18 protein-coding genes, 1 other RNA gene and 1 other annotated feature are annotated in these 20,777 nt (G+C 49.9%); of the genes, 17 read left to right on the forward strand and 2 right to left on the reverse strand.

Annotated elements, in window-relative coordinates:
* Positions 1–112: 112 nt before the first annotated feature.
* The gene (locus ACFO5U_RS03505; RefSeq protein ID WP_377276749.1) at positions 113–1,711 is read right to left on the reverse strand and encodes an SH3 domain-containing protein; all 1,599 of its coding nucleotides are present in this window, start codon (positions 1,709–1,711) and stop codon (positions 113–115) included.
* A 117-nt stretch (positions 1,712–1,828) separates the two neighbouring features.
* Positions 1,829–2,068: a binding site (T-box leader), on the forward strand.
* 47 nt (positions 2,069–2,115) lie between these two features.
* Here ACFO5U_RS03505 and hisS point away from each other — a divergent pair.
* From hisS to ACFO5U_RS03525, 4 genes are all read left to right on the forward strand, one after another.
* Positions 2,116–3,399 (forward strand): histidine--tRNA ligase, encoded by a 1,284-nt coding sequence (hisS, locus tag ACFO5U_RS03510; RefSeq protein WP_377276751.1) that lies wholly within the window; start codon positions 2,116–2,118, stop codon positions 3,397–3,399.
* Positions 3,400–3,401: 2 nt separating this feature from the next.
* Positions 3,402–5,189: an aspartate--tRNA ligase gene (aspS, locus tag ACFO5U_RS03515; RefSeq protein WP_377279445.1), complete on the forward strand. Its 1,788-nt coding sequence runs from the start codon at positions 3,402–3,404 to the stop codon at positions 5,187–5,189.
* 44 nt (positions 5,190–5,233) lie between these two features.
* Positions 5,234–5,417, forward strand: a non-coding RNA gene (gene ssrS, locus ACFO5U_RS03520) — 6S RNA.
* Positions 5,418–5,521: 104 nt separating this feature from the next.
* Positions 5,522–6,283, forward strand: coding sequence for a tRNA threonylcarbamoyladenosine dehydratase (locus tag ACFO5U_RS03525; RefSeq protein WP_377276753.1), 762 nt, complete (start codon positions 5,522–5,524; stop codon positions 6,281–6,283).
* Positions 6,284–6,361: 78 nt separating this feature from the next.
* On the opposite strand, the gene ACFO5U_RS03530 is transcribed toward ACFO5U_RS03525, so the two are convergent.
* Complete coding sequence (locus ACFO5U_RS03530) at positions 6,362–7,648, reverse strand: replication-associated recombination protein A (RefSeq protein ID WP_377276755.1); 1,287 nt, start codon at positions 7,646–7,648, stop codon at positions 6,362–6,364.
* Positions 7,649–7,782: 134 nt separating this feature from the next.
* Between ACFO5U_RS03530 and cymR the strand changes: the two genes are divergently transcribed.
* The 13 genes from cymR (at position 7,783) to greA (ending at position 20,734) form a co-directional block, all read left to right on the forward strand.
* Complete coding sequence (gene cymR, locus ACFO5U_RS03535; protein ID WP_377276757.1) at positions 7,783–8,199, forward strand: cysteine metabolism transcriptional regulator CymR; 417 nt, start codon at positions 7,783–7,785, stop codon at positions 8,197–8,199.
* Positions 8,200–8,213: 14 nt separating this feature from the next.
* Positions 8,214–9,347, forward strand: a complete 1,134-nt coding sequence (locus tag ACFO5U_RS03540) for a cysteine desulfurase family protein (protein ID WP_377276759.1) — start codon at positions 8,214–8,216, stop codon at positions 9,345–9,347.
* 16 nt (positions 9,348–9,363) lie between these two features.
* Entirely contained in the window at positions 9,364–10,482 is a 1,119-nt protein-coding gene (gene mnmA / locus ACFO5U_RS03545) for a tRNA 2-thiouridine(34) synthase MnmA (protein ID WP_377276761.1), read from the forward strand.
* A gap of 14 nt (positions 10,483–10,496) precedes the next feature.
* Entirely contained in the window at positions 10,497–11,156 is a 660-nt protein-coding gene (locus ACFO5U_RS03550; RefSeq protein ID WP_377276763.1) for a tetratricopeptide repeat protein, read from the forward strand.
* Between the two features lie 22 nt (positions 11,157–11,178).
* A complete protein-coding gene (gene recD2, locus ACFO5U_RS03555) occupies positions 11,179–13,611 on the forward strand; it encodes an SF1B family DNA helicase RecD2 (RefSeq protein ID WP_377276764.1) in 2,433 nt (810 codons plus the stop codon).
* Positions 13,612–13,905: 294 nt separating this feature from the next.
* Positions 13,906–16,533, forward strand: a complete 2,628-nt coding sequence (alaS, locus tag ACFO5U_RS03560; RefSeq protein ID WP_377276766.1) for an alanine--tRNA ligase — start codon at positions 13,906–13,908, stop codon at positions 16,531–16,533.
* Between the two features lie 88 nt (positions 16,534–16,621).
* Positions 16,622–16,888, forward strand: a complete 267-nt coding sequence (locus ACFO5U_RS03565) for an IreB family regulatory phosphoprotein (protein ID WP_191715929.1) — start codon at positions 16,622–16,624, stop codon at positions 16,886–16,888.
* Between the two features lie 2 nt (positions 16,889–16,890).
* A complete protein-coding gene (gene ruvX / locus ACFO5U_RS03570) occupies positions 16,891–17,307 on the forward strand; it encodes a Holliday junction resolvase RuvX (protein WP_377276768.1) in 417 nt (138 codons plus the stop codon).
* Positions 17,308–17,320: 13 nt separating this feature from the next.
* Positions 17,321–17,629, forward strand: a complete 309-nt coding sequence (locus ACFO5U_RS03575; RefSeq protein WP_377276770.1) for a DUF1292 domain-containing protein — start codon at positions 17,321–17,323, stop codon at positions 17,627–17,629.
* 88 nt (positions 17,630–17,717) lie between these two features.
* Positions 17,718–18,842, forward strand: coding sequence for an endolytic transglycosylase MltG (gene mltG, locus ACFO5U_RS03580; protein WP_377276773.1), 1,125 nt, complete (start codon positions 17,718–17,720; stop codon positions 18,840–18,842).
* Between the two features lie 78 nt (positions 18,843–18,920).
* Entirely contained in the window at positions 18,921–19,526 is a 606-nt protein-coding gene (locus tag ACFO5U_RS03585; RefSeq protein ID WP_377276778.1) for an O-methyltransferase, read from the forward strand.
* Positions 19,527–19,553: 27 nt separating this feature from the next.
* A complete protein-coding gene (gene udk, locus ACFO5U_RS03590; RefSeq protein ID WP_377276779.1) occupies positions 19,554–20,177 on the forward strand; it encodes a uridine kinase in 624 nt (207 codons plus the stop codon).
* A gap of 80 nt (positions 20,178–20,257) precedes the next feature.
* Complete coding sequence (gene greA / locus ACFO5U_RS03595; RefSeq protein ID WP_377276781.1) at positions 20,258–20,734, forward strand: transcription elongation factor GreA; 477 nt, start codon at positions 20,258–20,260, stop codon at positions 20,732–20,734.
* Positions 20,735–20,777: the final 43 nt, after the last annotated feature.

A 20,777-nucleotide genomic window follows, 5' to 3' on the forward strand; every position in this document is an offset into this window, starting at 1 on the left:
AAGAGACGAGGAATTTGTCTCTTCTTTTTTGATGCAATAGTAAAGCACTCATCTGTTTCAATCATGAACAACAAAATGCCCCGCTCTCGTGTAGGAGAGCGGGGCATTTTGATTATGGAGTTAGCTGTGCATCGAAATAGCTGATCAGGCCATTGTAGAGACCGAGTGCTGCTTGTTCACGGAATTGGTCGCTCGATACGATGCGTTCTTCATTGAAGTTGCTTAAAAATCCAAGTTCGACGAGCACGGCAGCTTGGCGATTATCGCGCAAGATGAGGTAATTGCCCGGTCTTGCGCCGCGATCGTTCAACGAGATTTTCCCGGCTAATCCGCCGTTAATGTGTTCGGCGAGCTGCTGTTGATAGGAATGCTGGTAATAGGAAGTGAATCCGGACACGCTGCTGTCATCGGTCGCATCATAATGGATGCTGACAAAGGCGTCCGCTGCCACACGGTGGCTTTCCGCCACACGTTTGCGCAGGTCGACATAGACATCCGATTGGCGGGTCATGACGACCTCCGCCCCGGCTGAGCGCAAATGATGGGACAGGATTTCCGCCGTCTTCAAGGTCAAATCCTTTTCTTTCGTGTTGCGGACACCGACCGTTCCGCCGTCATTGCCGCCGTGTCCAGGATCGAGCACGATCGTCAATCCGTTCAAAGTGCCGACCTGGCGGATAACTTCGGGTTGCTCAGCGGCCTCAGCCAGGGGATCGTTTTCAGTGCTGACGACCCAATCGGCGATAAAGGCTTGTTCGTTGTTCTCAAGCGTCACGACATACCATTCGCCTTGCTTAGCCGAAACGTTCAAGCGCGTTCCGGCATCGGCTCTCGATACGACTTCTGCTGATGTGCTTGCTTGAGCACGCAAGTTTGTGCCATCCGTCAAAACGGTGACGGTTTCTGTCCCGGCTGGTGTTTCTTCAGCCTCAGACTCATCACCTGTCTCGGCTTGCTGAGGAGCGGGCTGGTCTGAAAGTTCGCCATAAAAGGCGTAAACCCATCCGGCCTCGTTTTCAGATAACGCCAGTTTGACCCAATTGCCTTCCATTCCTTGAACAGCGAATACTTCACCCTTTTTGACGGAACCTTGGACTTTTGCATTCAAACTCGGTTCTGCGCGGACATTCAAGGCATCCACCGCAATGCGGAACGAAGACAATTGTTCAAGCGCTGTCGCGGTAGACTCAGCATGGGTAGTCGCGGCAGTTTCTTCGGTTTGAGCATTCAAGCTTATGTATTGTGTCGATACAAAACCTCGTACATTGCGAAACTGAACTTCTGTCCAGTCACCGTGGCTTTCGATGACGGCCGCTTGTTCTCCGGCGTTCATTTTGGATAAGACAGCTGCCGACAAGGAGGCTTGCGCGCGGATGTTCAAGCTGTCGACTGTGGCGACTGCAATTTTTTGTCCAGCGCCGTTATCTGTCTCACTGGAAGTGACCAGCCAAGAAGCGACCCAGCCTTGTGTATTGCCCTGGCGGATTTCAATCCAATCGCCGCTGCGCGAGATTTGCTGCGCTGTATCGCCTTGTTTCATTGAACCGATCACGTCCGAGCTCAAGCCCGGGCCGCTCCGTATGTTGACGGTCGAACCAGTTGCGGACACTTCGCCGTTATCCGCTTGTGCGCTATTGGAGACAGCTAGAGGGGCAATGCCCGATAAGGCCAGAATAAAAATAAGCAATGTAAGTAATAGTCGTCTTTGCATAGCGGTCCTCCTAAATAAAGTTCATCTTCATCATAATATCAAAAAAATCAGGCAATGTATGCAAAAGCTTGACAAGATTTCTTCAGCTGATTAAGATTGATTTATTCTACTTATATAATTTTGCTGACGATGGAGAAAGTAATTGCATGAATCGACTGAAAAGAGAGGGAGAGCCCTAGGCTGAAAGCTTTCCCGCAGAGATCGGCGATGAACAACACTCTTGAAGCTCTTTACTGAACGGCGCACGGCGCTTATTAGGCTAAGACGGTTCCGGCCGTTATCCGGACAGAGAGGGCGCAGGATTTTGCGTCAACTAGGGTGGAACCGCGGAAGCTTAAACGAGCTCTCGTCCCTTGCATATGCAAGGGGCGGGGGCTTTTTTGTATGGAAAAGGAGAGAGGAAAATGGGGAATATCCAAGCACCGCGCGGCACATATGACGTGCTGCCGGACCAATCTGCCAAATGGCAGGAGGTCGAACGCAAGATCAAAGAATTATGCAATCTATACCAGTACAAGGAAATCCGGACACCGGTTTTCGAGTCGACGGAATTATTCCAGCGTGGTGTGGGCGATACCACCGATATCGTCCAAAAGGAAATGTACACGTTCCAGGACCGCGGCGACCGTTCGCTGACTTTGCGTCCGGAAGGGACGGCTTCCGTCGTGCGTTCGTATGTCGAACACAAATTGTTCGGACAGCCCGACCAGCCGGTGAAACTATACTATACAGGACCGATGTTCCGCTATGAGCGTCCGCAAGCCGGCCGCATGCGCCAGTTTGTCCAATTCGGCGTCGAAGCGATCGGCTCGAAAGACCCGGCAATCGATGCGGAAGTCATTGCGCTTGCAATGGACGTCTATAAAGCTTGCGGTTTGAAAAGCTTGCGCTTGGTGATCAATTCACTCGGCGATACGGAAAGCCGCCTGGCGCATAAACAAGCGCTGATAGAACATTTCGCACCGTCAATCGGTGAATTTTGCAGTGATTGCCAGACCCGCCTGGAGAAGAACCCGCTGCGCATACTCGACTGCAAAGTGGACCGTGAGCATCCGCTAATGGCCACGGCTCCCTCAATGACCGATTATTTAAACGAAGAGTCGAGTGCTTATTTCGAACAAGTCAAAGGCTATTTGGATGAGCTTGACATCAGCTATGTCGTCGACCCGAACTTGGTGAGAGGGCTCGATTACTACAACCACACGGCATTTGAGATCATGAGCGATGCACAAGGCTTTGGCGCGATCACCACACTGGCAGGTGGTGGCCGCTATAACGGGCTTGTCGAAGACCTCGGAGGTCCGGAATCTCCAGGCATCGGTTTTGCGATGAGCATTGAACGCTTGCTGCTCGCGCTCGAAATGGAGAAAGTGGAAATCGGCACCGGCCAAACGCTCGATGTCTATGTGATCGCGATGGATGCACAGTCGAAGAAAAAAGCTGTCGCGACGGTGCGCGATTTGCGTGCCAGCGGCATTTCAGCAGACATGGATTTCTCCGATAGAAAAATGAAAGCGCAAATGAAGTCTGCAGACCGTAAACAAGCAAGCTTCGTTATCGTCATCGGCGAAACGGAACTAGAAAGCGGCAAAGCGGCAGTAAAAGAAATGGCCACACGTGAACAGCAGCAAGTGCCTTTTGAACAATTGGCTGACACCATACAGAAATCAAAATCAATGGAGGAATAATAATTATGTCGAGAACACATTATTGTGGAGAAGTGAACGAAACGGTCATCGGCCAGCGCGTATCTTTGAAAGGTTGGGTCCAGAAACGCCGTGACCTTGGAGGCCTGATCTTTGTCGATGTCCGCGACCGTTCAGGAATTGTCCAAGTCGTCTTTAATCCAGAAATCTCCGAATCAGCTGCGAAAATCGGTGAGTCCTTGCGCAATGAATATGTCGTCCATATCGATGGGCTCGTCGTAGAACGCGCAGCAGGGCAAATCAATGCATCGATGAAAACGGGGAAAATCGAAGTTCAAGTCGACAATGCTGAAATCATCAACGCAGCGAAAAACCCGCCCTTCGCCATCGAAGACCAAACCGATGTCAGTGAAGATTTGCGCTTGAAATACCGCTATTTGGATCTGCGTCGCCCGGCGATGTTCGAAACCTTGAAAATGCGCTCGGATGTCACGAAAACTGTACGAAATTTCCTCGATAATGAAGGCTTTTTGGATGTCGAAACGCCGATTTTGACGAAATCCACACCGGAAGGCGCTCGTGATTACCTCGTGCCGAGCCGCGTCCATGACGGCGAATTCTACGCATTGCCGCAATCGCCTCAATTGTTCAAGCAAATGCTTATGGTGTCTGGCGTAGATAAATATTACCAAATCGCACGATGCTTCCGCGATGAGGATTTGCGTGCCGACCGCCAGCCGGAATTCACGCAAATCGATATGGAAATGAGTTTCCAGACGATGGAAGACATTATCGAATTGAACGAACGTTTGATGATCCAAGTGATGAAAGACGTCAAAGGTATCGACGTTGATGCGAAATTCGAGCGTATGAGCTACCAAGACGCCATCAGCCGTTTCGGTTCCGACAAACCCGATGTGCGTTTCGGCATGGAATTGACCGATGTCTCGGAACTTGTCAAAGACTCGGCGTTTAAAGTATTCACCGGAGCTATTGAATCCGGCGGGCAAGTGAAATTGATCAACGCGAAAGGCCAAGCAGCCAATTATTCTCGCAAAGACATTGATGCACTCGGCGAATTTGCCGGGCGCTACGGAGCGAAAGGCTTGGCGTGGCTAAAAGTGGAAGAAAGCGGCGTCAAAGGTCCGATTGCCAAGTTCTTCGAAGGGTCAGCAACTGACAACTTGATCTCTACAGCCGGAGCGGAGGCGGACGATTTGCTGCTCTTCGTCGCCGATTCGAAAACGGTTGTCGCTGATGCACTCGGGGCACTGCGCTTGAAGCTTGGCAAAGACCTGGATTTGATCGATCAATCGATTTTCAAATTCATGTGGATCACCGATTGGCCGCTACTGGAGTACGACGACAAGGACGGGCGCTATTATGCAGCGCATCATCCATTTACGATGCCGTTTGAGGAAGATCTCGACAAATTATCGACCGAACCGCAAAACGTCCGCGCCCAAGCATATGACTTAGTGTTGAACGGCTATGAACTCGGAGGAGGATCGGCGCGTATTTACCGCCGCGATATCCAAGAGAAAATGTTCGAAGTGCTCGGATTCTCCAAAGAAGAAGCGAACGAGCAATTCGGCTTCCTGTTGGAGGCATTCGAATACGGCACGCCGCCGCACGGGGGCATTGCATTCGGGCTAGATCGTCTCGTCATGATTCTTGCAGGCCGAACGAACTTGCGCGATACGATCGCCTTTCCGAAAACTGCATCAGCTAGCGATATGCTGACGCAAGCACCTAGTGCCGTATCTTCTGCACAATTGGAGGAATTAAGCCTAGCTGTAACTATTCAGAATAGTGAAAAAGATTCAGAGTAAAAGGCTTGTACATCTATTATGGTTATGCTACTATACGTGTATAGAGAATCCTGATGTGTTCGTTTTTAGCAATTCGATTTTGACCCAACATTTTGTCGTCGGGAGACCTACATATTGTCATGGCTAACATGCCCTAACCGGAAGTTATAAGTGACGATGCGGTCACCCACCTGCTATAAGCGGGTTCAAACGATGCGCACCACAAAGGACGGCACGATCGGGATTCTTCTTCCATTAAAAACCAATTCCCTCCGGCATTTGCCGGGGGGAATTTCTGTGTGTATAATCCCTATTATGTCAATCAACATTGAATTCAGAAGGGCAGTGTTAATATGCTACATCAATTTTCAAGAAATGAACTCGCCATCGGTAAAGAAGGCATAGAACTGATGAAGGGATCGTCAGTTGCCGTACTCGGCATCGGAGGCGTCGGCTCATTTGCGGCCGAGGCTTGTGCGAGAAGCGGCGTCGGAAAAATTATCCTTGTCGACAAAGACAACGTGGATATTACCAATATCAACCGCCAATTAGTGGCGAACATTTCGACGATCGGCCAGTCCAAAGTCGAAGTGATGAAAAATCGCATCGCTGACGTCAATCCGGATTGTGAAGTCGTCACACTTCATATGTTCTACACTGAAGATACGTTCGAAGAGTTTTTCAGCCACCAGCCAGATTACGTCATCGATGCATCCGATACCTTAATCTATAAAGTGCATTTGATCAAAGAATGCTATAGCCGACGCATACCGGTCATCTCGAGCATGGGCGCAGCAAACAAAACGGACCCGACGCGCTTCCGGATTGCGGACATCTCCAAGACGCATACCGACCCGCTGGCGAAAGTGATTCGCAAGAAACTCAAGCAAGCGGGCATCCGCAAAGGCGTTCCGGTCATCTTTTCCGATGAAAGCCCGATCGTGGTGCGCGAAGATATCGTCGAAACAGTCGGCAAAAAAGATGCGCCGATCCGCAAAGCGCAAATGCCGCCATCGTCAAATGCTTTTGCCCCGTCGACAGTCGGCTTGATCGCTGCAAGCTGGGTCGTCAACCAAATCACCAAATCGATCCACATCCAGCGCGTCAACCAATAATCAAAAGAAAAACGGACAGAGAAGAAAACATTCTCTGTCCGTTTTTATTGTTCTAATTTGAATTTCAAGCAGATTGTTTTATTTTTTGTTGCGGAATCCTTTAAGCTTTTCGTAGATTCCGGCAAATTTCTTTTCTTCGCCCGCGACGACCGGCTTGTAGAATTCCGCTTTTTTCAATTCTTTCGGCAAATAATCCTGGTCGGTCCAGCCGCCGAATGAGCCGATCGGCGTATCGTGCGGATATTTGTAGCCTCCGTGCCCGAGTTCAGCGCTTCCGGCGTAATGCGTATCGCGCAGATGAGGCGGTATTTCGCCAACTTGGCCTTTATTAATGGCGGCAGTGGCTGCGTCGATCGCGCGATAAGCGGAATTGGATTTCTCCGACAAGCACATTTCTACGACCGCCTGCGCGAGCGGGATGCGTGCTTCCGGCAGACCAAGACGGTCCGCCGCTTGGCACGCAGCGAGAACATGGCCGCCGACTGCCGGGTTGGCGAGGCCGATATCTTCATAAGCCATGACCAGCAATCGACGGGTTACCGCAGTAAGGTCGCCGTTTTCAAGCAAATGGGCAAGATAGTACATCGCCGCATTGACATCGCTGCCGCGCACTGATTTCTGGAGCGCCGACAATAGATTAAAGAAATGAGAGCCTTTCTTGTCGCCGAATACGCCGACGCGCTTGATCATCTGTTCGATGATGGCGTCATCAACAAGATATTCGCCGTCTTCTTCGTCGGATGCGATGACGATCGATTCCAGCATCGTCAGCGCTTTGCGCGCATCGCCATTCGTGCCTTCTGCGATGCGTTCGACCTGCTCTTTGGAAATGCGGATCTTTTCGCGGCCGAGCCCGCGTTTTTCATCGGACAAGGCATTGTTCAATAATTCTACGATATCTCCTTGTGTCAGCCGCTTGAGTTGCTTGATTTCGCCGCAGCGCGAGCGGATCGCCGGGTTGACGTCATGGAATGGATTTTCCGTCGTGGCGCCGATCAACACGATCGAACCCGACTCCACGTGCGGCAACAAGGCGTCTTGCTGCAATTTATTAAAGCGGTGGATTTCATCTAAAAACAACAGCACTTTGCCGGTCATGCGCGCCTCTTGAACGACCCCTTCGACATCTTTTTTACCTGACGTCGTGGCGTTGAGCGCGATGAAAGGCAAGTCCGAGGTGCCGGCGATGGCGTGGGCGATCGAGGTTTTACCGATGCCTGGGTCGCCGTATAGCAGCATGGACGGCACGTGGCCGCTTTTGATCATTTTATAAAGTGCGGTATGCGGCCCGATGGCGTCTTTTTGGCCGACGACTTCATCGATTGTCCGCGGACGCATGCGAAAAGCAAGAGGTTCATTTTGCACAAGGAAAACTCCTTCCGTCTATTCATTTCATCAGTATAGCGAATTGCAGCTTGGAAGTCATTGAAAGCCTATGTCCGGTGAGATATGCTATACTTATTTGAAGAATTGACGATTAGGTTTAGGGGAGTAGTTATATGAAAATATCAACGAAAGGCCGTTACGGCTTAACGATCATGATTGCATTAGGAAAACAATACGGCGCAGGACCTGTTCCGCTGCGCAAAATTGCGGCGGACAATGAGTTGTCGGAAGCGTATTTGGAGCAATTGGTAGCGCCGCTGCGCAACTCCGGACTCGTGAAAAGTGTACGCGGAGCTTACGGCGGCTATATGCTGACGCGCCACCCGAAAGAAATTTCCGCAGGTGATGTCATACGGGTGCTTGAAGGGCCGATTCAGCCGGTCGAAGGCATCGAAGACGAAAAGCAGCCCCAGCGCGAACTTTGGGTGCGCATCCGCGACGCTGTGAAAAACGTACTCGATACGACAACGATCGAAGACCTGGCCCAAACAGAAGATGATGACACCGAGCATTATATGTTCTATATATAAGGAGTTAAATTAAAATGAAGCAAATTTATTTGGATCATGCAGCGACTTCGCCGATGCATCCGGAAGCGGCCAAAGTTTTTGCAGAGGCACTGTCCGTGCATTACGGCAATCCGTCAAGCATTCACCAAACCGGGCGCAGCGCACGACGTGTCCTTGATGGAGCGCGTCATCTATTAGCTAGCAGCATAGGGGCACAAGACCCCGAAATCATTTTTACATCCGGTGGAACAGAAGCAGACAATTTGGCGATTTTTGGCACGGCGAACGCCAAGGAAGGCCGCCACATCATTACTAGCCAAGCCGAACATCATGCTGTTCTCCATGCCTGCGAGGAACTGGAGAAAGCCGGTTATGAGGTGACATATTTGCCGGTCGATGAATTTGGCCGCGTCAATCCGCAAGACGTCATACAGGCGCTTCGGGACGACACCATTCTCGTGACGATCATGCTCGCCAACAACGAAATCGGTTCGATCCAGCCAATCGCAGAAATCGGCGAATTGCTGAAAGGGACAGGCGTCAGCTTCCATACCGATGCGGTGCAGGCATACGGCTTGCTGCCGATCGATGTCGATGCGTTGAACGTCGATTTATTATCGGTTTCGGCACATAAAGTAAACGGCCCTAAAGGTATCGGCTTTTTATATCAGCGCAAAAACACAGCACTCAAGCCGCTTATGTTCGGCGGTGAGCAAGAGCGTAAACGCCGTGCCGGCACAGAAAACGTCCCGGCCATCCAGTCATTTGCCACTGCAGTGCAGATTGCACAGGAGACGATGGATGAAAAACGCCAGTCGTTCATGGAGTACAAGGAAATTTTTCGCACTGTCTTTTCGGAAAATGCCATCGATTTTAAAGAAAACGGCAGCGAGCAGCTGCCGCATATATTCAATATCAGCATACCGGGAATCGATATCGAATCGTTTCTCGTCAACTTGGACTTGTCAGGTGTCTCCGCCTCGAGCGGCTCCGCCTGTACAGCCGGTTCGATCGACCCGTCCCATGTTTTAGTGGCGATGTACGGGCAAGATGCACCAGAGCTGCGCAACTCGATCCGCTTTAGTTTCGGCATTGGGCTGACAGCAGAAGAAATTACGCAAGCAGCCGAAAAAACGGTTCAAATTACCAAGCGCCTGGCGCAAAAATAGAAAAGGTGAATACATTATGGAAACAAAAGCTCCGCAAGATACACGTGTAGTCGTCGGCATGTCCGGAGGAGTCGATTCTTCGGTGGCCGCTCATTTATTGAAACAGCAAGGTTATGACGTCATCGGCATTTTCATGAAAAACTGGGACGATACCGACGAAAACGGCGTCTGTACCGCTACAGAAGATTATGAAGATGTTATCCGCGTCTGCAACCAAATTGGAATTCCGTATTATGCGGTCAATTTCGAGAAGCAATATTGGGACAAAGTGTTCACGTATTTTCTCGAAGAATACAAAGCCGGACGCACGCCTAACCCGGACGTTATGTGCAATAAGGAAATCAAATTCAAGGCATTCCTTGAACATGCCCTCAGCCTCGGTGCGGATTATCTCGCAACGGGCCATTATGCGCGCGTGGAGACGGATCAAGACGGCGTTACGCATATGCTCCGCGGTGTTGATGATAACAAAGACCAAACCTATTTCCTCAACCAACTGAACCAGGAGCAATTGTCGAAAGTCATGTTCCCATTAGGCGATATGCCGAAGAAACAAGTTCGTGAAATCGCGCTTGAAGCGGGTCTTGCCACAGCGACCAAAAAAGATTCGACAGGGATCTGCTTTATCGGGGAACGCAATTTCAAGGAGTTTCTCGGCCAATATTTGCCGGCTCAACCGGGTTCAATGGAAACATTGGACGGCGTAAAAAAAGGGTCTCATGATGGGCTCATGTATTACACGATCGGCCAACGTCAAGGGCTCGGCATCGGTGGTGCGGGAGACCCGTGGTTCGTCATCGGCAAAAACTTGGAGAAAAACGTGCTGTATGTCGGGCAGAACATCCACCACGATGCGCTGTTTTCCGATAGCTTGACGGCAGTCAATTTGAACTTTACGAATGGCGAGGCACCCGCAGAATCATTCCAGTGCACAGCGAAATTCCGCTACCGCCAACAAGACGTCGGCGTGACAGTCGACATGAAGGACGGCGAAGCGGTCGTGACGTTCGATGAGCCGGTCCGCGCCATCACTCCGGGACAGGCAGTCGTTTTTTATGACGGCGATGAATGCCTCGGCGGCGGCACGATCGATCGCGTCTTCAAACAAGGTCAACAGCTGGACTACGTAGGATGATGGAGGAATCAGCAATGAACTATAATGAAATCGGCATCAAGGCTTTGCAGGATGGCCGTGCAGAAGATGCGATCCAGGCTTTTACGCAGGCGATTGAACAACATCCAGAAGATGCGCTTGGCTACATCAATTTCGGCCATGTCCTGACTTCGATGGGGGAAACCGACCGTGCAGAGCGCTTTTTCCAAAAAGCGCTGACGCTCGACGAACAGTCGGCGACAGCCTTTTATGGTTTGGCGAATCTGTACTACAATGCCGAACGCTACGAAGAGGCATTGAAACTCTACGAAAAAGCGGTCCAAAACGGCATCGAAGGATCGGATGCCCATTACATGATCGGCAAATGCTTTGAACGCATCGACCAGCCGAAACTGGCGCTGCCGTATTTGCAGCGTGCCGTCGAACTGGACCCGCAAGATCTGCAGGCGCGCCTGAGCTACGGCATTGCGCTCGCTTCATTGGAATTATTCGACATGGCCGAAGCGCAGTTTGTCGCTGCTTTGGAGCTGGATGTCGACAATTCGGATGTCCATTACAACCTCGGTGTTTTATACGCCGTATCAAGCGACCGCACGGAAGATGCGATGTATCATCTGCAGCGCGCCTTTACATTGGATGAAAATAACGAAATGGCACGCTATGCCTACGATATGATCAACGAACGATTGCAATAAGTGAAAGAGAGGAGACGGCCCCATGTCCGGACAGTTTGATTTATTCCAAAAAGAAAGTGAATTTGTGCTCGGTCATCCGGTCGTCTCGATATTTCACAATCCCCAAAACCTATTCTCCATCATCAAATTGAAAATCCAGCAAACCAACTCCTCCTATACCGAAAAAGAAATCATCGTTTCCGGATATTTCCCGAAACTATCGCTTGAAGAGCAATACCGTTTCACCGGAACGGTGAAAAACCATCCGAAATATGGTGTGCAATTCCAGGCGGAAACTTTCAAGAAGGAAGTGCCGGAAACCGAGCAAGGCGTCGTCCATTATTTATCGAGCGATTTGTTCAACGGCATCGGCCGAAAAACCGCCGAAACGATCGTCAAAAAACTGGGCACCGGCGCCATCAAGAAAATTCTTGAAGACCCACAAGCACTCGATGATGTGCCGCGGTTATCGGACGATAAGAAAGAAACGATCCGTTCGACTTTGCAGATGAACCTCGGGCTCGAACGTGTCATGATTCAATTGAACGATTGGGGATTCGGCCCGCAGATTGGCATGAGGATCTATCAGGCGTACCGCGAAGAAACTATTGATGTCTTAACGAAAAACCCGTTTAAGCTCATTGAAGAAATTGACGGCATCGGTTTCCACCGTGCAGATGAACTTGGATCGAAGCTCGGCTTGACGGGCAGCCATCCGGACCGCATCAAAGCGGCGATCATCCACGTACTTAACCAGGCTTCGCTCTCGGAAGGCCATGTTTTCGTCGATGCCAAAAACTTGATTCCGCTCGTCAAGCAAATGCTAGAAGCGAGCCAGCGCGAAGACATTCCAGTCGCGGCGATCTCACAAGCGGCGATTGAATTGAACGACGAAGGCAAAGTGGCGGGCGAAGAAACCCGCCTTTATTTGCCGTCGCTTTACTATTCGGAAGTCGGTATCGCAACGAAGCTCGAAACATTGCTCGGAGAACAAGAAGCGCGTGCTGGATTCCCGTCCTCGGAAATTCGTAAAGCGCTCGGTGAAGCAGAAGAGCGGCTTGGGGTGAATTATGCCGAGACGCAAATCGATGCCATCGAGAAAAGCCTTAACTCGTCAGTGATGATCTTGACCGGCGGGCCTGGGACCGGTAAGACGACAGTTGTCCGCGGACTGGTGGAAGTGTATGCGGAACTTCACGGTTTATCGCTCGACCCGAAAGATTATGCCAAGAAAAAAGAGCCATTCCCGATCATCTTGGCCGCACCGACAGGACGCGCCGCAAAGCGCCTCAGCGAATCGACAGAATTGCCAGCGATGACAATCCATCGCCTGCTCGGCTTTAATGGACAGGAGCGGGAAGAAGAAACCGAAAAGGAAATCGACGGCAAATTGATCATCATCGATGAAATGTCGATGGTCGACACGTGGCTTGCGCATCAATTGCTAAAAGCGGTGCCGAGCGATGCCCAATTGATTTTCGTCGGAGACCAAGACCAATTGCCGCCGGTCGGGCCAGGTCAGGTGCTGCGCGATATGCTCAACTCCGGCCGCATACCGACGGTCGAACTGACGGAAATCTACCGTCAAAGTTCCGGCTCGTCCATCATCGAATTGGCGCATCAGATGAAAGCCGGCAAACTGCCGGACAATATCGAAGCGAAAACTGCCGACCGCTCGTTCATCCGGGCGGGGGCGGAACAGATTCCGATGGTCGTCGAGAAAGTGGTCAAAAGCGCGCTCGCCAAAGGTCACACAATCAAAGACATCCAAGTGCTTGCACCGATGTACAAAGGGCCTGCGGGCATCGATGCGCTCAACAAGATGATCCAGCAAATGGTCAACCCGAACGACGACGGAAAGCGCAAGGAGCTGGCGTTCGGCGATATCACTTACCGCATCGGCGATAAGGTATTGCAGCTCGTCAATCAACCGGAAAGCAATGTTTTCAATGGCGACATGGGCGAGATCGTCGCCATCATGAAAGCGAAAGAGACGGTGGAAAAACAAGACTTGCTCGTCGCCTCATTCGACGGCATCGAAGTGTCTTATCAGCGCAGTGATTTAAACCAGCTGACACTGGCGTATTGTTGTTCGATCCATAAAGCGCAAGGTTCTGAATTCCCGACGGTTATCATGCCGGTCGTCCGCGGCTATATGAAAATGCTGCGTCGCAATCTGCTGTATACCGGCATTACCAGAAGCCGTGATTTCCTCATTCTATGCGGAGATCCGGGCGTCTTCCGCTACGGCGTGGAACGGACCGATGATTCAAGCCGGCTGACGACATTGGCAGACCGTCTGAAAGTGAGCCCAGAAAGCGAAGAACAAGCCCTTGAGCAGCAGGTACAACAGCCGGAAACGCAGGAAGCGGCAGGGACAAAAAGCTTAACGCAGCAAAATGTCCACCTGATCCATCCGATGATCGGCATGGACGGCGTCACACCACGTGACTTTGCCGACCACGAGGGCGCTTGACAAGGCCCTCGTGGTTTTCTATAATTCAATTTATAACAGATACACAACACCTAGACGGAGACAGTAGATGGATTCCGGCTGCTTAGAAAAAGGCTCCCCTTGGCTGAAAGGGCCTTCTGCCGCATCTTTTGAACGCTACTCCCGAGTGCAGCTAATCACTGCCGTTCCGCCGCGTTAAGGCGCTTGAGAGACACAGGCAACAGCCTGTGTAACCAGGGTGGTACCGCGAATCAGAGCCTTCGTCCCTTTTTATAGGGGATGAAGGCTTTTTATTATGCCGAAGGAGGAATTTTGATGAAGAATTTGAAAGCTGAAGAAATCAGACAAATGTATCTCGACTTTTTTAAAGAAAAAGACCACGACGTAGAACCGAGTGCACCACTCGTGCCGTTTGAAGACCCGTCACTGTTGTGGATCAACAGTGGTGTCGCGACATTGAAAAAATATTTCGATGGCCGTGTCATCCCGGAAAACCCGCGCATCGTCAACGCGCAGAAATCGATCCGCACGAACGATATCGAAAATGTCGGAAAAACGGCTCGCCATCATACGTTCTTTGAGATGCTCGGGAACTTCTCGATCGGCGAATATTTCAAAAAAGAAGCGATCCACTGGGCGTGGGAATTTTTAACGGACGACAAATGGATCGGCTTTGACGCTGAAAAATTGTCCGTCACCATCCACCCGGAAGACGAGGAAGCCTATGCGATCTGGCTCAACGAAGTCGGGGTGCCGGCTGAGCGCATCATCCGTCTAGAAGGGAATTTCTGGGATATTGGGGAAGGCCCAAGCGGACCGAACTCCGAGATTTTCTATGACCGAGGCGAAAGCTACGGCAACGATCCTGAAGACCCTGAATTGTACCCGGGCGGAGAAAACGAACGCTATCTGGAAATCTGGAACTTGGTGTTCTCCCAGTTCAACCATAACGCGGACCATACGTATACGCCGCTTCCGAAACAAAATATCGATACCGGCATGGGCTTGGAGCGCATGGCTTCGGTCGTGCAGGATGTACCGACCAACTACGACACGGATTTGTTCGTGCCGATCATCCAAAAAACCGCTTATATTTCCGGCAAAAAATATGGCGTAAATCAGGAGCAGGACATGGCGTTCAAGGTAATCGCCGACCACGTCCGCACCGTCGCATTCGCTATCGGGGACGGGGCTTTGCCGTCAAATGAAGGCCGCGGTTATGTATTGCGCCGCTTGTTGCGCCGTGCTGTCCGTTACTCGAAAAAACTCGGCATCGAAAAGCCGTTCATGTACCAGCTTGTGCCGGTTGTTGGTGAAATCATGTTCAGCTTCTACCCGGAAGTGAAACAAAAAGAAGACTTTATCATCCGCGTCATGAAACTCGAAGAAGAACGTTTCCTGGAAACTTTGCATGACGGCCTGGAAATTTTGTCCACTGTGGCAAACAAGCAGAAGCAAGCAGGCTTGACTGAAATCCCGGGTGCAGATGTTTTCCGTTTATATGATACGTACGGTTTCCCTGTCGAATTGACGGAAGAATATGCAGAAGATGAAGGGTTGTCGGTCGATCACGCCGGATTCGAAATAGCGATGAATGAACAGCGCGAACGCGCAAGAAGCGCTCGCCAAAACGTCAACTCGATGCAGACGCAATCCGAAGTGCTCGGTAACATCAAAGATGAAAGTGAATTTATCGGCTATACCCATACAGCCATTGAGGATGCAGAAATCGTCGCCATTGTCAAAGACGGCGAACTGGTGGACAGCGCACAAGAAGGGGAAGAAGTTCAGCTGATTCTCGACCGCACGCCATTCTATGCAGAAAGCGGTGGACAGATAGCGGATAAAGGAACGCTGACAAATGATTTGGTGTCGGCGGCAGTCCTTGATGTGAAAAAAGCACCGAATGGCCAGAATCTTCACAATGTCATCATCGAGTCCGGTGAATTGACAAAAGCATCCGTCAAAGCGCAAGTGGATGTATCACAGCGCAGCCACACGGTGAAAAACCATACTGCGACCCACCTATTGCACCAAGCATTAAAGGATGTACTCGGTACGCACGTCAACCAGGCAGGCTCTTATGTCGGCCCGGACCGTCTGCGTTTCGACTTTTCCCATTTCGGCCAAGTGACAAAGCAGGAGCTTGCTGAAATCGAACAGGCAGTGAATGAAAAAGTATGGGAAGGCATCGAAGTCGAGTCCGGTTATCACAATCTCAAGGAAGCGAAAGAGATGGGCGCAATGGCTTTGTTCGGTGAAAAGTACGGCGATGTCGTGCGCGTCGTAGCGATCAACGATTATTCGCTGGAACTGTGCGGCGGCGTCCACGTGGCGAATACATCGGAAATTGGCGTCTTTAAAATCGTTTCAGAAGGCGGTATCGGGGCAGGCATCCGGCGCATCGAAGCATTGACTGGAAAAGGTGCATTCGAAAGCTTGAAACAAAGCGAAGAGACGCTTGACCAAGCAGCCGCAGTATTGAAAACGAATCCGCGCGACTTGGTCCAAAAAGTCGAAGCGGCCCAAACCGAAATCAAGAATTTGCAGCGCGAAAACGAATCGTTGATGCAGAAAATTTCCAACGCCCAATCTGGTGAATTGCTCCAATCTGCTAGACAAGTCGGAGATGTGACAGTTTTGTCGGCGAAAGTCCAAGTAAAAGACAATAACCAATTGCGCCAGATGATCGATGATCTGAAAAGCAAGTTCGAACAGGCAGTCATCGTTCTCGGATCGAGTGACGGCGACAAGGTGATGCTCGCAGCAGGCGTGACGAAGAACATTGCTGGCAACGATTACCATGCCGGCAACATTGTCAAGCACGTGGCTGAGCAATGCGGAGGCAAGGGCGGTGGCCGTCCGGATATGGCGATGGCAGGTGCTAAAAATCCGGAACAATTGGATGCAGCGCTCGAATCCGTCTACACTTTAGTCAAATAGGTTTAACAAATCCGCGCTTTCAGTTATAATGGGATTCAGCAACAGGAACGAAATGCAAACCACATATTCCGAAAGCGAGGTGTTTGTCGTGAGCTCATTTGATCGCACGATGAAATTCGATTCATCCGATGAATCGATGGAGCAGGACGTAAAGCAGGTAATGTTGCAAGTCCATGCTGCTTTAGAGGAAAAAGGCTATAACCCGATCAATCAAATCGTCGGGTATCTATTATCCGGTGATCCGGCTTATATTCCTCGCCATCAGGATGCACGCAATATGATCCGCAAACTGGAGCGGGATGAAATACTTGAAGAATTGGTCAAGTTTTATATCAAAAAGAATAACGGGGAATAATTATGCGCACAATGGGATTAGATGTCGGCTCCAAAACAATTGGAGTGGCAATCAGTGATGCGCTTGGCTGGACAGCCCAAGGCATTGAAACCGTCAAGATAGACGAAGCGAACGAAATGTTCGGGCTCGAGCGTCTTGGCGAATTGATCAAGGAATACAAAGTGACGGAAGTGGTCGTGGGGTACCCGAAGAACATGAACAACTCTATCGGGCCGCGTGCCGAGGCTTCCGAAAAGTTTGCAGCATTGCTAAAAGAAGGATATGATATACCGGTAGTGCTTTGGGATGAAAGGCTGACGACGATGGCAGCAGAGAAAATGCTGATCTCGGCCGATGTCAGCCGGAAAAACCGCAAAAAAGTGATCGACAAGATGGCGGCAATGATGATTTTGCAAGGCTATCTTGATTCAAAAAAATGATGAGGTGACACGAATGGAACATGGTCAAGAGCATATTACAGTAGTGGACGAGCACGGCAATGAGCAATTATTCGAGGTGCTGTTCACATTCGAGTCCGAAGATTTCGGAAAATCCTATGTTTTGTATTTCCCGGTTGGAGCAGATGAAGACGAAGAAGGCGAGATCGAAATCCACGCATCTTCATTCACTGAAAACCCAGCTTCTGAAGAAACGGTTTCCGGCGGCGAACTTCGCCCGGTAGAAACAGAAGAAGAATGGGACATGATCGAAGAAATGCTGAACACTTTCCTTGAGCAAGAAGAAGAAGACGAAGAGCAATAATCATAAAGGGGACGGAATTGAACCTAGATTCCGTCCCTTTCGATTGAACCGCCTTTTAGGAAAGATGAATAGCTGAGGGGGAACACCCGTGGAAAAGCAGTCGAAAAAAGATATCATGTTCGACAGGATGAAGGAAAAGAAAAAAGAAGTCCGAGTTGTCCGGCGGATTGTCTTGATCGTCGCGCTTGTGCTGTTATTGATCGTTGCAGTTGCTGGATGGCAGGCTTATAGCTATGTTTCAGAAGCACTGTCGCCTGTAGATCCGGATTCTGAAGAAGTCATCAACATTGACGTGCCGATCGGTTCCAATTTGGACAGCATTGCCGCATTGCTTGAAGATAACGAGCTGATTAAAGATGCACGAATCTACAAGTATTACGTCAAGTTTCAAAACGAATCTTCATTTCAGGCAGGCAGCTATGGGCTGACGCAATCCATGACTTTGGATGAAATCACGGAAAGCCTGAAAACCGGGAAAGTCTACCACGAGCCGTTGTTTACGATTAACGTTCCGGAAGGGCTGACATTGGTGGAAATTGGCGAGCGTGTCATCGAGCCGAATACCGATTATACGGCAGAAGAGTTCATGGCCCAGGTGCAGGATGAAGCATATATCGACGAATTGATGGTCAAATACCCGGATTTGTTGACAGAAGAAATCAAGGGAGAAGACGTTAAATTCGCATTGGAAGGTTATTTATTCCCTGCAACTTACTCGATTTATGAGGAAGATCCTTCCTTGACGCTGCTCATTGAACAAATGCTGGATGCAACGAAAGCGAACATCGAGCCATACCATGCTGTCTTGCAGGAACAAGAACTAACTCCTCATTGGCTTTTGACCTTCGCTTCATTATTGGAAGAGGAAGCTACATCGATGTCAGACCGCCAGACCATTGCAAGCGTATTCTACAACCGCTTGGATGTGGATATGCCGTTGCAAACGGACCCGACAGTCATCTATGCAATGGGCGAGCACAAAGACCGTTTATTCAACTCTGACTATGAATATGAAGATCCTTACAGCACCTATACAAATCAAGGATTGCCCCCTGGGCCGATAGCGGCGTCCGGCGCTTCCTCGATTGAAGCGGTACTTAACCCGAACCAAACTGAATACCTATTCTTCTTAGCGGATTCAGAAGGCAATAATTATTTTTCAACAACTTATGAACAGCATCTTAAATACCGGGATGAACATATCGGAAATTGATGAAAAAGGAAGGGAATCCATTTCCCTTCTTCTTTTATGTTCATAAAGGGAGAATACCAAAAGAAAAGAGGCGGAATCATGGCTGACCAATCAGCGGGTGCATTATTCACCGAGATGCGTTCGTACGCTGCGCAACATCATGTGCCGATTATGGAAGAGCAGGGCATAGGCGAATTGGTCGATTTGCTGAAACAACAGCAGCCACAAAAGCTGCTTGAGCTTGGCACGGCGATCGGCTATTCGGCTTTGCGCATCGCCGAAGCGTTGCCCGCCGCGCATATCGACACGATCGAGCGAGATGTCGACCGTTACGAAAAAGCGATGGAGTATATCGACAGCTCCCCGATGAAAAGCCGGGTCCGCGCAATTTGTGCAGACGCACTGGAAGTGGATCCTGCTGAATTGGATGGACCTTATGACGCAATCTTTATCGATGCAGCAAAGGGGCAGTACGATCGGTTTTTTGAAAAATATGAACCGTTGTTGGGTGACAAGGGCATGATTTATTGCGATAATATGTCGATGCATGGCATGACGGAAGTGCCGATCCAAGATGTGCCGAGACGCAAGCGCACAATGATCCGCAACATCCGGTCGTTCCGCGAGAAAATGGCTGAACACCCAAGGTTCCAGTGCGAGTTGCTAGCGGTAGGGGATGGCCTTCTCGTCTGCACCAAAAAATGAAAATCGAAATCCAAGGAGTTAATTGATATGTCCAAAAACAGGCCGGTCGTCATTGGAATAGCTGGTGGATCAGGTTCAGGTAAAACGAGCGTAACAAATTCCATCTATGAAGTATTCAAAGAACATTCTGTCGTCGTCATCGAACAGGATTATTATTATAAGGATCAAAGCCACCTAGAATTCGATGAGCGGCTGGAGACGAATTATGACCATCCGTTGGCTTTTGATACCGAGTTGCTGATCAATCACGTGAATGAATTGCTTGAGCGACGGCCGATTGAAAAACCGGTCTATAATTATGCATTGCATACGCGTTCAGAAGAAAGCATCTTGATCGAACCGAAAGATGTCATCATCCTAGAAGGCATTCTCGTGCTTGAAGACGAACGCTTGCGCGATTTGATGGATATTAAATTGTTCGTCGATACCGATGGCGACCTTCGGATCATCCGCCGCTTAATGCGCGACATCAATGAGCGTGGGCGGACGATCGATTCGGTTATCGACCAATATTTGACGGTCGTACGCCCGATGCACAATCAATTTATCGAGCCGACCAAGCGTTATGCGGACGTCATCATTCCAGAAGGCGGTCAAAATGAAGTCGCAATTGATCTAATGGTTACAAAAATTAAAACAATTCTTGAATAGATTGGAAATTTATAATAGAATGATACGAGACTGACGGGTGCTACGCATTCCTAGTCAGCAGTTGAAGGAGTGGGAAGAGTATGGCTAACGATAAACAATTTCCGATGACAGCTGCCGGAAAGCAGAAGTTGGAAGACGAACTGGATTATTTGAAAACGGTTAAACGCAAAGAAGTGGTGGAACGCATCAAAGTGGCACGCAGTTTTGGGGACTTGTCCGAGAACTCTGAATATGATTCCGCTAAAGAAGACCAAGCATTTGTGGAAGGACGCATTTCTACACTAGAATCAATGATCCGCAATGCGGTGATTATAAATGAAACCGAAGCAAGCAACGATATCGTCCGATTAGGGAAAACCGTCACGTTTGTGGAAGTTCCAGGCGGCGATGAAGAAGCATACACAATCGTTGGATCCGCAGAAGCAGATCCGTTGGAAGGCCGTATTTCGAATGACTCTCCTATTGCCAAGAGCATGCTTGGCCATACGGTTGGGGATCGCGTGAAAGTATTGACGCCTGGCGGGGAAATGGAAGTCAAGATTGTATCGATCAACTGATGCACCCAGCCATTCCGAGGAGTGGCTGTTTTTTCGTGATTGA

It is taken from the genome of Planococcus dechangensis, assembly GCF_042654465.1.
In the GTDB taxonomy this organism is placed as follows: Bacteria; Bacillota; Bacilli; order Bacillales_A; family Planococcaceae; genus Planococcus; species Planococcus dechangensis.